Consider the following 12,941-nt stretch of genomic DNA (forward strand, 5'->3'; position numbering starts at 1 on the left):
GTCGGCTATGGACTCGCCCCGGCCCCCGGACTTACCCTGTAGTCCAATCGTCGATAGATTTCGGGGAGGTGTGTTGCGCATGGCGCCTGCAACCAGCCAGCCCCGTGCGCTCCGCTTCCTACAGCGTGGGCTGCTGGCTTTGGGAGCCGGGCTGACCTGGCTGGCGCTCACCTCGGCCACGGCCAATGCCGACGAACCCAGGATTTCCAGCGCCGTTTCATTCGCCCCCAATTCGGCTATCGCGACCATGATCCAACTGCCGAAGGCCGATGACCCGATCTCCCCCAGTTCCCCGGCCCCGGCCCCGGCCCCGGCCCCGGCCCCGGCTCCGGCCCCAGCCCCGGCTCCGGCTCCAGCCCCGGCTCCAGTCCCAGTCACGGCTCCGGCCCCCGCCCCGGCTCCAGTCCCAGTCACGTCGGCAGCCGTCGCAGACCTGGCCCCCGACCCGGTGCCGGTCGCAACGGAACCGGCCCCGCAACTCATCGAATCCCCGGTCCCGCCGCTGACTGAAGTTGTGTCGGTCACGCCGGTCACCGAGCCGGCGACCGTTCCGCCGGTCACTGAGACGGCCCCCGTCCCGCCGGTCACTGAGACGGCCCCCGTCCCGCCAACAGACCCCTCGCCCGCACCAGCCCCCAGCCCTTCTCCCAGCCCCGCCCCCAACCCGGTGCCGCCGGCCGTTGACCCGGAGGTTCCGGTCAGCAATCCGGACACGGGCACCGGCTCCCTGCCGGTCATCCAGCCCGCTCCTGATCCTTCGGCGCCCGCGGGGCAGCCAGCTCCCGGTACGCCGCCGGCAACGCCTGTAGTGGTGCCCCCGGTCCCGGGTCCGGCGGCCGGCCCGGCGCAAGTTATCCCTGCGGCGGCACCGAGTGTCCGCCCGGTGAAGTCCGTACCGGCAGCGCCCACCGCGGGCAGCCCTGCGCTGGCCGCAGGTCCGGGCACCACGGCCCCTGCGCCCCGCGTCAGTGCCGACGCCGGCTACGTGTCGGCCAACTCCGGCTACGCACCGCTTCTGGCACTGCCCCAAGCCCAGTGGCACGGGAGCCTGCCGGGGGTCCTGGCCCCAGGGAGCCGCACTCCTGCCGCGCCCCGGTCGACCGGCGAAGGCGCACCCACGGCGCCCAGCGGCGGCAACGGCGCGCCACGCCCCCACGGCGGTGATACCGGGCTGCCGGCCCCCGTTGCCCTCCCCCCGACCCCCGGATCTGGATCCGGCAGCGGTTCCACGTCCAGTGCGCCTTCCGGCACCGCCGCCTGGACGCCGAACGCATTCTTCCTCGTCCCCCCAACGGGCACCGACCCCATCAGCGGCCCGCTGCAGCACGTCCATCCTGCTGTCGCCGCCGATCCCGGGTCTTCTCCTGACTAGTAGGGCCGTCCTCTGCCATTTTCCTGCGCAGAGCACGGTCCTTTGGGTTGCTTCGTGCGCCCGCCACCAGTCATTCAGGAGATTTCCCCATGGACACCACCGTCCGCGACCGGGTACCCGGCCCCAACGTTTCGCCTAGTCGCGCCGTCTCAGCGCACTCCGCGTCCGCCCCGGTCCCGTCACGCTGCATTTCCCTGCGGCAATGCCCAAGCCGGCTGCTGCGCCCTGTTCCGGTCCAAGCGCCGCCCGCGGGACGGCCACCGTAAGCTGTGGCCGCTCCCGTCCAGGTCTGTTGCCGCCGGAGCGAAGTCGTTGGGTCCGCTGGGGGATTCAACGGCCTCGCAGGCTCCGGCGGCACCCCTTACCTCCGCCTGAAAGGTTGGTGCGCCACGACAGACGACTGCTGAGCGATTAGCCCCGTGCCGGAACCCGATACCCGCACCCGTATTATTCTTTAGGGACGCCACCGCGGCGCCAGGACGAAAGACGGGAACATCGTGGACGCTTTACCCAGTGAGGTCACGACCGAGATTCTGAGCGGCCGCTACCGTCTGGGCGAAGTCATCGGCCGGGGCGGCATGGCATCCGTGTACTCCGCCCGCGACGAGAACCTGGGCCGGGAGGTTGCGCTCAAGCTTTTCGCTCCGCAATCCGCGGACGCCGATGAGCTCAAGCGCCAGCAGGCAGAGATCGAACTCCTCGCCACACTCAACCACCCGAGCCTCGTAACACTCTTCGACGCCGGCACGGACACCAGAATCCCGGACGAGCCCCGGCCGTTCCTGACCATGGAGTTGGTCGAAGGCCAGGACCTCCGGAGCCGCATCCGGCACAGCTCCGTGCCTTTCGACGAACTGGCCGTGATCGGCGCAGGACTCGCGGACGCCCTCGCCTACGTCCACTCCCTCGGAATCATCCACCGCGACATCAAGCCGGCCAACATCCTCCTGGTGCAGGTCCGGCCCGGCGAGCCGTTGCGGCCGAAACTGACCGATTTCGGGATCGCCCGCATTGTCGACGGGACCAGGCTCACCGCCACGGGAACGATGGTGGGCACCGCCGCCTACCTGAGCCCGGAGCAGGCCCGCGGCGCCGACATGGGGCCGGCCAGCGACATCTACTCGCTGGGCCTGGTCCTGCTGGAGTGCATCAAGGGCTCTGTGGAATATCCGGGAAGCGCCGTCGAGTCGGCGGTAGCCCGGTTGCACCGCGCCCCCGTTATACCTGACGGTGTACCGGCCGAATGGGCCCAGCTGATCAGGGCCATGACCGCCCTGGACCCCATGGACCGCCCCGGGGCTGCAGAACTGGAGGCTGCCCTGCGCCAGGCCCTGGTCTCCCCTGACTCGTTGCCGGGCGTACTGGCTGAAGAGCGGACCAGGGTGCTGCCCGCACCGCCGGCCAGGCCTCCGCGCTCGGCGACGGACCTGCTGGATTCCGCTCCTGACACGGCACAGAACTCCGTCCACAACACAGCGCAGGACCCGGCCGGGCTGGCCCCGCGCGGCGTCCCCGCAACCCGTCGGCAGCAGGCGTTGACCCCGGCGGACGCCCCGGCGCGCCGGGCCGGCAGGCAGGCCTTTGTGGCGCGCCCGCTGGCACGTTTCCGTCAGGCCCGACGCCGCACAAAGGTCGCCGTCGTCCTGGCCCTGGTGGCGCTCCTGGCCCTAGTCGCCGTCGCAGTGTCCCTCGCTATTCCGGCACCGCCTGCGGTGGTGCCTTATCCGGCCGTCCCGGGCGACTTGGGCGAGCACCTGAAGCAACTGCAGAAGAGCGTGGAACCATGATCCCCAAAAGCCCCCGCCGTTGGCAGAGAACCGTCGCCGGTCCCTTGATCACGGCCGCCTTGATCGCCGGCTCGCTCTCCGGCTGCGCGGGTGCGACGCCCGAACTGGACGGCGACGCTGCCGGCCAGCTCCAGTCCCAGGTCCTTTCCGTAACCAAGGCTGCAGCCGCCGAGGACACCGCCGGCGCGCTGAAACAGCTGGACGAACTCGTTGCCCGGCTTGACGCGGCTGCAGCGGACGGACATGTGTCCTTCAAACGCCACCAGAGCATCATGACGGCCATCAATGCCGTCCGCGCCGATCTCACGGCCAAGCAGGCGGCAGCGGCGAAGGCGGCCCGGGACGCAGCGGCGAAAAAAGCAGCGGCCAAGGCAGCGGCCAAGGCTGCAGCCGACAAAGCCGCGGCGGCCGCAGCAGCGAAGGCCGCCGCCATGGTGCCGGCCCCCGCGGCCCCCGCCCCCGTAGAGAAAGCCAAACCCAAGAAGAGGGGCAAGGGCGACCACTGACGGCGCCCCTCCCCCCGGACTTTCACTATCGGCCGGATCCGGCTAGCTTGGTCAGTCAGGCCTGAAACGGGCCTGGAGACGCCCGGACCGGCATCCGGGCGGTTGCAGATCCTTGCTAGAGCGTTGCGCCTTGTTAGAACCTTGTATCCGTCCCGTAATCCACGCGCAGGCCGCGGCCAGCCGAAGGAGTGAAAGCAAGCATGGCAACAGTCCAGGAATCCATCGATGTGAATGTCCCCTTGAGCCAGGCCTACAACCAGTGGACCCAGTTCGAGGACTTTCCGCAGTTCATGAGCGGCGTCGACGCCGTCCAGCAGCTTGATGACACCACCGTCCACTTCCAGACCAGCATCGGCGGAGTGAAGCGCGAATACGACGCCCGGATCACCAGCCAGGAGCCGGACCGGCAAGTGTCGTGGGAAAGCCTGGACAGTCCCCGCAATGCGGGAACCGTGCGCTTCGCGGAGCTCGGACCCGCTGAAACCAGGGTCGACGTCGAACTCAGCTGGGAGCCCGACACAGCAACCGAGAAGATCGGCGCAGCCGTCGGCCTGGACTCCCGGCAGGTGGGGGCAGACCTGCAGCGGTTCAAAAAGTTCATTGAAAACCGCGACTTCGAGACCGGCGCGTGGCGCGAGCGGGTCAACAGCGGGGAACGGGACGGGCTGGCCGGCGGCCTGACTCCGGTGACCGATCCGGAGTACGACGTCATCGGGACCGGCGCGCCGCTGGATGCGGACCCGGACCTGGCCACCGAACCGGCCAGCGAGGCGGGCGCGGACCGCCGGAGTTCCGACCGCTAGGCGGCGCCCCGGCCGCCACACGACGACGACGGCGGCCGCACCGCCGTCGTCGCCCGGCGGCACTTAAACGCAAACGGCGCACCGGGATCTCCCGGTGCGCCGTTTGCGTTGTGCGGACTAGCCCAGCAGGGACAGCACTTCGCTGAACTTGGCCGAGGGGCGCATCACCGCGGAGGCCTTCGCCTCGTCCGGGCGGTAGTAACCGCCGATGTCCACCGGGGAGCCCTGAACCGAAAGCAATTCGCCGACGATGGTCTCTTCGTTGGAGGCCAGTGCGTCGGAGACGGCCGCGAAGGCCGCGGCAAGCTCGGCGTCCTCGCTCTGGCGCGCCAGTTCGTCGGCCCAGAACTTGGCCAGGTAGAAGTGGCTGCCGCGGTTGTCCAGCTCGCCGGCCTTGCGCTTGGGCGACTTGTTCTCCAGCAGGAACGTGCCGGTGGCGCGGTCCAGGGTGTCCGCGAGGACCTGGGCGCGGGCGTTGCCCGTGGAGGTGGCGAGGTGCTCGAAGCTCACCGCGAGGGCCAGGAATTCACCCAGGCTGTCCCAGCGCAGGTGGTTTTCCTTGAGCAGCTGCTGGACGTGCTTCGGGGCGGAGCCGCCGGCGCCGGTCTCGAACAGGCCGCCGCCGTTGATCAGCGGGACGATCGAGAGCATCTTGGCGCTGGTGCCGAGCTCAAGGATCGGGAACAGGTCCGTGAGGTAGTCGCGGAGCACGTTGCCGGTCACCGAGATGGTGTCCTCGCCCTTGCGGATCCGCTCCAGGGTGAAGGCGGTGGCCTCCTCCGGGGACATGATCTCAAGCTGCAGGCCCTCGGTGTCATGGTCCTTGAGGTATTCCTCAACCTTGGCGATCATCCGAGAGTCGTGCGCGCGGGTCTTGTCCAGCCAGAAGACGGCCGGGGTGGCGGAGGCGCGGGCGCGGGTGACGGCCAGCTTGACCCAGTCGCGGATCGGCACGTCCTTGGTCTGGCAGGCGCGCCAGATGTCACCGGGGGAAACCTGGTGTTCGATCAGTACGGTGCCGGCGTCATCGACCACCTGGACGGTGCCGGCGGACTGGATCTCGAAGGTCTTGTCGTGGCTGCCGTATTCCTCGGCGGCCTGGGCCATCAGGCCGACGTTCGGGACCGTACCCATGGTGGTCGGGTCGAAGGCGCCGTTGGCGCGGCAGTCGTCGATGACGACCTGGTAGATGCCGGCGTAGCTGCTGTCGGGCAGGACGGCGAGGGTGTCTGCCTCCTGGCCATCGCGGCCCCACATGTGGCCGGAGCTGCGGATCATGGCCGGCATCGAGGCGTCGACGATCACGTCGGAGGGCACGTGCAGGTTGGTGATGCCCTTGTCCGAATCGACCATGGCCAGCTCGGGGCCGTCGTTGAGCCCCTTCTGGATGGCGGCTTCGACGTCGCCGCGGATTTCCTCGGGGAGGTCCTCGAGACCGTTGAGGATGGAGGCGAGGCCGTTGTTCGGGCTCAGGCCGGCGGCGGCGATCTGCTCGCCGTAGCTGGCGAAGAGATCGGAGAAGTAGGCCTTGACGACGTGGCCGAAGATGATCGGGTCGGAGACCTTCATCATGGTGGCCTTCAGGTGCGCGGAGAAGAGCACGCCTTCTTCCTTGGCGCGGGCAACCTGGGCCTTCAGGAACTCGTCGAGTGCGGCGGCACGCATGACGGTGCCGTCGATGACCTCGCCGGCCAGCACGGGGAACGCGCGCTTGAGGACCTTGACCGTGCCGTCTTCCTTGACCAGCTGGATCTTGAGGTTGGTGTCCGCCTCGATGACTACGGACTTCTCGTTGGAGCGGAAGTCATCGGCATCCATGTGGGCGACGTTGGTCTTGGACTCCGGCGTCCAGGCACCCATGCTGTGCGGGTTCTTGCGCGCGTAGTTCTTGACCGAGAGCGGGGCGCGGCGGTCGGAGTTGCCTTCGCGGAGCACCGGGTTCACGGCGGAGCCCTTGATCTTGTCGTAGCGGGAGCGGATGTCCGTCTCCTCGTCCGAGGCCGGGTTGTCCGGGTAGTCCGGAAGGGCGTAGCCCTGGCCCTGGAGCTCGGCGATGGCGGCCTTCAGCTGCGGCACGGAAGCGCTGATGTTGGGCAGCTTGATGATGTTGGCCTCGGGCTTCTTGGCGAGCTCGCCCAGCTCGGCCAGGGCGTCGCTGACGCGCTGCTCTTCGGTGAGGTAATCGCCGAACACGGCGATGATGCGGCCGGCTAGCGAAATGTCGCGGGTCTCCACTTCCACACCGGCCGTCGACGCGAATGCCTCGACAATCGGCAAGAACGAATAGGTAGCCAGCATCGGCGCTTCGTCGGTGTGGGTATAGATAATCTTGGCCATTGCTCGGGCGTCTCCCTGAAAGTCTGCGGATATCCGGAAATCTTGTGTTATCTCAACGGCTCTAACTTACCCGAGGTGGCCGCCTCGGCGCCCATCCGGGACGGCCGGGAGGGGCCTGTGACGCGGGAGACTGCCATGACCCGGCGCGATTCTGCTGTGACAGTTGTTGACAAAGTTCTTTACATGTTCGTCAAGTTGACGTAGCTTCTAACCCATCACAGCGGCCCGTCACGGCAGGCCGTTCCGCATTCCTCCCGGTTAGGACACCCATGAGAACACCCAAGACTCTGGCCACCAGCCTGCTCACCCTTTCCGCCGCGGCCCTCCTGGCCGTCTCCGCGGCCGGCGCGGCCACCGCGTCGCCCGCCTCGGCGCAGGACAAGAAGGCCCCGCAGGTGACCAGCCAGTCCGTTGACGGTTCGAAGGCCGCCGACTACTGGACGCCCGAGCGCATGAAGTCCGCTATCCCGGGCGACATCCTCGCGGACAAGGCCCTGGCCCGCGGCAACAAGTCCCCGGCCGCCACCGTGGAGAAGGGCCAGAGCACGCAGATCTCGGGCAAGGCCGCCAAGGGCAAGTCCACGCTGCATGCCAACGAGTCGCCGATCGCCAACATCGGCAAGGTGTTCTTCACGATGGGCGGCAGCAACTACGTCTGCTCCGGCAACTCGGTGACCTCCACCAATAAGAGCACCGTCTCCACCGCCGGGCACTGCGTCAATGAGGGCCCGGGCGCCTTCGCCACCAACTTCGTCTTCGTTCCCGCCTACCTCAACGGCGCCGCGCCCTACGGCAAGTGGGCCGCCAAAGCGCTCTACACCACGACGCAGTGGAGCTCGGCTGGTGACATGCAGTACGACACCGGGTTCGCCGTCGTGTCCCCGTTGAACGGGCAGAACCTGTCCGACGTCGTCGGCGCCTCCGGCGTCCAGTTCAACGCCGCACGCGGCCTCACCTACAAGTCGTACGGCTACCCTGCCGCGTCGCCGTTTGACGGCCAGTCGCTGGTGAGCTGCACCGGCCCGGCCTCGGATGATCCCAACAATCCCCAGTTCAACGCCCAGGGCATCCCCTGCGACATGACCGGCGGTTCGTCCGGCGGCCCCTGGTTCATCGGCACCAGCTCCTCCGGCTACCAGAACTCCATCAACAGCTACGGCTACGGCACCCGCTCCACCGTGATGTACGGCCCGTACTGGGGCTCGGTCATCCAGCAGGCCTACAGCACCGCCGCCGCTTCCTAAGAAAGCCCATTCCCCGACGAAACCCCACCCTGGAAAGGAGCAGGGCAACGCGGGGTCACTTGCCACCCACCCCCTCGACAGGGCGGCAAGTGACCCCGCGTTGCTGTGTGCCGGTTCGGGCGCCTGCCCCTCCCATCGGACATGCCCATCGCTCGGGCCGGCCGGTGGACATAATCCGAATATGCCATCCCTGGGTGCGAAGAATGGGCATGTCCGTCGGGACTTCGTGGCCAGGTCCCGGGGCCCTGAGTGGACATGCCCACCGCTCGGGCTGGCCAGTGGACATGATCCCCATATGCCCACTCCTGGCTACGAAGGATGAGCATGTCCGTCAGCCTTGGAACTCATGCCCAGTGGTTGGTGCGAAGGATGGGCATGTCCCTCGGGGACTCCGCTCCGCAGCCCGAGGCACCCGCCATCACACCAAGCCCCCCACACACAAAAGGACATGCCCTCCCGCAAAGGGAGGGCATGTCCTTTCCTGGCGTCAGACGCCGGGCAAGTCCCTAGTGGAAGAAGTGCCGGGCGCCGGTGAAGTACATCGTGATTCCGGCGGCGTTTGCTGCGGCGATGACTTCCTCGTCCCGGACGGAGCCGCCAGGCTGCACGACGGCTCGGACACCGGCGTCGATCAGGATCTGCAGGCCGTCGGCGAACGGGAAGAACGCATCCGACGCCGCGACGGCGCCGCGGGCACGCTCGGGCGCTCCGGAGGCGTCCGAGGCGTTCGACGCCCCGCCGGGGGCATCGCCCCCACCAGCACTGTCGGACTCCACGCTCACGCCCAGCGTGTTGGCCCGTTCGACGGCGAGCCGGCAGGAGTCGAGCCGGTTGACCTGGCCCATGCCGATGCCGACTGCGGCACCGTCGGCGGCCAGCAGGATCGCGTTGGACTTGGCTGCGCGGCACGCCGTCCACGCGAAGGCCAGGTCCGCCAGGGTGTCGGCGTCGGCGGCCTCCCCCGCGGCGAGGGTCCAGTTGGCCGGGTTGTCGCCCTCGGCGTCGACCTTGTCCGTGGCCTGGACCAGCATGCCGCCGGAGACCTGGCGGAACTCGGTCGGGTACCGGCCGTAGCCCTCGGGCAGGGTCAGGAGGCGGATGTTCTTCTTCTTGGACAGGATCTCAACCGCCTCGTCCTCGAATCCGGGCGCGATGACGACCTCGGTGAAGATGCCCGCCACGGTCTGGGCCATGCCGGCGGTGACGGCGCGGTTGGCCGCGATCACGCCGCCAAACGCGGAGACCGGGTCGCAGGCGTGCGCCTTGGCGTGCGCGTCGGCGATCGGGTCTGCGGCGTCGGCGGAGCCCACGGCCACGCCGCACGGGTTTGCGTGCTTGATGATGGCGACGGCCGGCTCTGCGAAGTCGAACGCGGCGCGGAGGGCGGCGTCGGCGTCGACGAAGTTGTTGTAGCTCATCGCCTTGCCGTGCAGCTGGTCGGCCTGCGCGATGCCGGCCGGGGCGGCCTTGTCCACGTAGAGGGCGGCCTGCTGGTGCGGGTTTTCGCCGTAGCGGAGCACCTCGGAGCGCTCCAGCGCCAGGCCGGCGTAGGCGGGCCAGTCGATGACGCCGTCGCCGTCCTCGTCGAGGAATTGGCTGGCGGTCCAGGTCGCCACCGCGGCGTCGTAGGAGGCGGTGTGCGCGAACGCCTTGGCGGCGAGCCGGCGTCGGGTCTTCAGGTCAAAGCCGCCGGAGGAGGCGGCCTCCACCACGGAACCGTAGGACGCGGGATCCACGACGATCGCGACGGCGGCGTGGTTCTTCGCGGCTGAGCGCACCATCGCGGGGCCTCCGATGTCGATCTGCTCGACGACGTCGTCCTGCGCGGCGCCCGACTTCACGGTCTCCACGAAGGGGTAGAGGTTCACGACGACCAGGTCGAACGGCTCGATCTGCATGTCCTCGAGGGTCTTCATGTGGGCCGGGACGCGGCGGTCGGCCAGAATGCCGCCGTGCACGCGCGGGTGCAGGGTCTTGACGCGGCCGTCCAGCATTTCCGGGGAGCCGGTGACTTCCTCGACTTCCTGCACCGGGATGCCCGCGGCGGCGATCTTCTTGGCCGTGGAGCCCGTGGAGACGATCTTCACGCCGGCCGCATGCAGGCCCTGCGCGAGTTCCTCCAGACCGGTCTTGTCGTAGACCGAGATGAGGGCCCGGCGGATGGGAACACGGTCGATGGATACACGTTCAAGCTGCGTAAAGCTCACAAAAGTCTCCGTCTTATATCGCGGCGCGGCCGCGGGTGGTGGGGATGCGGCCAGTTTATCGCGTCGGCGCACCCTGCCTCCCCCCGGGACTGCCCGCGCGCCGGAGTGTGAAGCTTCCCCGCCGGCACGCCCCGCGACGTAGAGTTTTCCCAGGAGGCCGAAATGAATACGTACACCACTGTGCCCAGCGGCGAACAGGTGGTCCAGGAACTGCCGTGGCGGTGGAAGGTCCAAGGCCGGATCTTCCTGATCGGCGGCCTGGGCTTTATGTTCGACGCCTGGGACGTGACGCTCAACGGCATCCTCATTCCGCTGCTGTCCAAGCACTGGTCTCTGACCCCGGCGGACGCTGCCTGGATCGGCACGTCAAACCTGATCGGCATGGCCCTGGGCGCGTTCATCTGGGGCACCATCGCGGACACGATCGGCCGCAAGAAGGCCTTCACCGCCACCCTGCTGATCTTCTCAATCTTCACGGTGCTGGGCGCCGTCTCCCCCGACTTCGGCTGGTTCGTGGTGTTCCGTTTCCTGGCAGGCTTCGGCCTGGGCGGCTGCATCCCGGTGGATTACGCGCTGGTGGGCGAGTTCACGCCCCGCAAACAGCGCGGCAAGGTCCTCACCGCGATGGACGGCTGGTGGCCGATCGGCGCGGCGCTGTGCGGCTTCGTCTCGGCAGGACTGGTCGCCGCCTTCGCGGACTGGCGGCTGACCATGCTGGTCATGGTGCTGCCCGCGCTGCTGGTGTTCTGGATCCGCCGCAGCGTCCCGGAGTCGCCGTTGTTCCTGATCCGCAAGGGCCGCCGGGAGGAAGCCGCCAGGGTGATCGATGACCTGGTTGCGGCCACCGGCGCCGAGGCCCGCGTGTACAGCCTGCCCGCACCGCAGGACGCTCCCCGGCTTTCCGCCGGCAGCGCCTGGACCCAGCTCCGCGCGCTCTGGCAGTTCAACTGGAAGATCACGACGGCGGCCTGGGCCCTGTTCTTCAGCATCCTGCTGGTCTACTACCTGTCGCTGACCTGGATGCCGCGGATCCTGATCGGCGCGGGTTTCGAGGAGTACAAGGCGTTCCTCACCACGGCCTCGATGGCGGCCGTCGGCCTGCTCGGCGTGGTGGTCGCGGCGCTGCTGGTGGAACGGACGGGCCGGAAATGGATCCTGGCCGTCACCGGCCCGCTGTCGGCACTCTTGCTGGTGATCGTCGCCGTCGTCGTGGACATCCCGACGGCGGCCGTGTTCTGGCTGCTGGTGTTCGGCTTCGTGGTGCAGGTGGCGATCCCAGTGCTGTACGCCTACGTGTCCGAGCTCTACCCGACCGAGCTCCGCGGCTCCGGCTTCGGCTGGGCATCGACGTTCTCCCGGCTCGGCGCAGGCTTCGGACCGCTGGTCTTCGCCGCATTCCTGTGGCCGGAACTGGGGCTGGCGACGTCGTTCGCCCTGGCCGGCGGCCTGGTGCTGGTCTCGGTGCTGTGGATGGCCTTCTTCGCGCCGGAGACCAAGCAGCGCCGCCTGGAGTAACCCTGCGGGGGCTTGCCGGCGGACCCGCCCGTGACCACTCCCGTCGCCGCCCTGGATGCTCGCCGGACTCGCCGACTCGCCGACTCGCCCGCCCGGGATGCTCTCTCACTTCTGGTTGCTTTGAGGACCTCAAAAGCGCCATAAGTGAGAGAGCATCCCGCGGGTTCGCTACTGGATGCAGGTGACGGACACCGAGAGGTCGTTGGCCTTCAACTGGGTAACGGACCAGCCGGTGGGCTTGCCGGATGTCACGATCGGCTGGCTGCCGGTCACTTGGTTGCCGTTCCCGCTATTGAGCGTGAAACCGCCGCTGACGGCGACGCGGCCGGCCGGGCAGAAGGCCTGGACGGTGAGCCCTGAGCCGGTGACCGAAGCCACCGTCACGGAAGTGGACGCCGCCGCCCCGACGGCGCCGGTTGCCCCGGTGGCACCGGCGGGCCCGACGGGGCCGGTGGCTCCGGAGGCGCCCTTTTCGCCCTGGGCGCCGGTCGCACCGGTTGCGCCGGTGTCGCCCTTCTCCCCTTGAGCGCCCGTGGCCCCGGTTGCACCGGTATCGCCCTTCTCCCCCTGCGGACCAGCGGCGCCGGTCGCACCCGTGTCGCCCTTCTCGCCCTGGGCGCCGGTTTCGCCGGTGGCGCCGGTCGCACCCGTGTCGCCCTTCTCGCCCTGGGCGCCGGTTTCGCCGGTGGCGCCGGTTGCACCCGTGTCGCCCTTCTCCCCCTGGGCGCCGGTCGTTCCGGTTTCTCCGGTGGCGCCGGTCGCACCAGTGTCGCCCTTGTCACCGGTGTCGCCCTTCTCACCCTGACGCCCCTGGATGCCTTGCGGGCCGGCGATGCCCTGCAGCCCCTGGATGCCCTGCATGTTCCAGGAGATGGCGGTTTCCTTCTTGGTGTCGCACGATCCGCCCGGGGCAAGGACCCGCAATTGACCGCCGTTGTTGATGTTGTAACAGCCGCTGATTTCTCCGGTGCCGGACGAGGCCGAGACGGCGTAGGCGGCGGAAACGGCACCGGTTCCGAGGACTAGGGCGGCGGTCAGGCCGAGTACCTTGGGACTGGTTTTGGCAAAACTGAAGTGAGACACGATGGACCCCCGGGACGCATGAGACGAATGAGACGAATGAGACTGCGCCAGACTATGGCCCCGGACTGCTCCCCTACGGGCGGCGAG

9 protein-coding genes are annotated in these 12,941 nt (G+C 68.6%); 6 read left to right on the forward strand and 3 right to left on the reverse strand.

Annotated elements, in window-relative coordinates; translation table 11 throughout:
• The first annotated feature begins 79 nt into the window (after positions 1-79).
• The 4 genes from AC1DK9_RS09995 to AC1DK9_RS10010 all read left to right on the forward strand — a co-directional run bounded on the left by AC1DK9_RS09995 (position 80) and on the right by AC1DK9_RS10010 (position 4,468).
• Positions 80-1,372 (forward strand): hypothetical protein, encoded by a 1,293-nt coding sequence (locus tag AC1DK9_RS09995; protein ID WP_476915810.1) that lies wholly within the window; start codon positions 80-82, stop codon positions 1,370-1,372.
• A 494-nt stretch (positions 1,373-1,866) separates the two neighbouring features.
• Positions 1,867-3,159, forward strand: coding sequence for a serine/threonine-protein kinase (locus tag AC1DK9_RS10000; RefSeq protein ID WP_476861915.1), 1,293 nt, complete (start codon positions 1,867-1,869; stop codon positions 3,157-3,159).
• Complete coding sequence (locus AC1DK9_RS10005) at positions 3,156-3,665, forward strand: mucin-associated surface protein (protein WP_476915811.1); 510 nt, start codon at positions 3,156-3,158, stop codon at positions 3,663-3,665. Before AC1DK9_RS10000 ends, AC1DK9_RS10005 begins: the two co-directional genes overlap by 4 nt.
• Positions 3,666-3,865: 200 nt before the next feature.
• Positions 3,866-4,468: an SRPBCC family protein gene (locus tag AC1DK9_RS10010; protein WP_476915812.1), complete on the forward strand. Its 603-nt coding sequence runs from the start codon at positions 3,866-3,868 to the stop codon at positions 4,466-4,468.
• 117 nt (positions 4,469-4,585) lie between these two features.
• Here AC1DK9_RS10010 and AC1DK9_RS10015 read toward each other — a convergent pair whose 3' ends face one another.
• On the reverse strand, positions 4,586-6,805 hold the full coding sequence (locus tag AC1DK9_RS10015; protein WP_476915813.1) for an NADP-dependent isocitrate dehydrogenase: 2,220 nt from the start codon (positions 6,803-6,805) through the stop codon (positions 4,586-4,588).
• A gap of 269 nt (positions 6,806-7,074) precedes the next feature.
• On the opposite strand from AC1DK9_RS10015, the gene AC1DK9_RS10020 reads away from it, so the two are divergent.
• On the forward strand, positions 7,075-8,049 hold the full coding sequence (locus AC1DK9_RS10020; RefSeq protein WP_476915814.1) for a trypsin-like serine peptidase: 975 nt from the start codon (positions 7,075-7,077) through the stop codon (positions 8,047-8,049).
• A gap of 506 nt (positions 8,050-8,555) precedes the next feature.
• Here AC1DK9_RS10020 and purH read toward each other — a convergent pair.
• The gene (gene purH / locus AC1DK9_RS10025; protein WP_476915815.1) at positions 8,556-10,256 is read right to left on the reverse strand and encodes a bifunctional phosphoribosylaminoimidazolecarboxamide formyltransferase/IMP cyclohydrolase; all 1,701 of its coding nucleotides are present in this window, start codon (positions 10,254-10,256) and stop codon (positions 8,556-8,558) included.
• A gap of 162 nt (positions 10,257-10,418) precedes the next feature.
• On the opposite strand from purH, the gene AC1DK9_RS10030 reads away from it, so the two are divergent.
• On the forward strand, positions 10,419-11,771 hold the full coding sequence (locus AC1DK9_RS10030) for an MFS transporter (RefSeq protein ID WP_476915816.1): 1,353 nt from the start codon (positions 10,419-10,421) through the stop codon (positions 11,769-11,771).
• Positions 11,772-11,939: 168 nt separating this feature from the next.
• Here the strand turns inward: AC1DK9_RS10030 and AC1DK9_RS10035 are convergent, their stop codons facing one another.
• Positions 11,940-12,854 carry a hypothetical protein gene (locus AC1DK9_RS10035; RefSeq protein ID WP_476915817.1) on the reverse strand — a complete coding sequence of 305 codons (915 nt, stop codon included), beginning with the start codon at positions 12,852-12,854 and terminating at the stop codon, positions 11,940-11,942.
• Positions 12,855-12,941: the final 87 nt, after the last annotated feature.

It is taken from the genome of Arthrobacter sp. 01T414, from assembly GCF_056398965.1.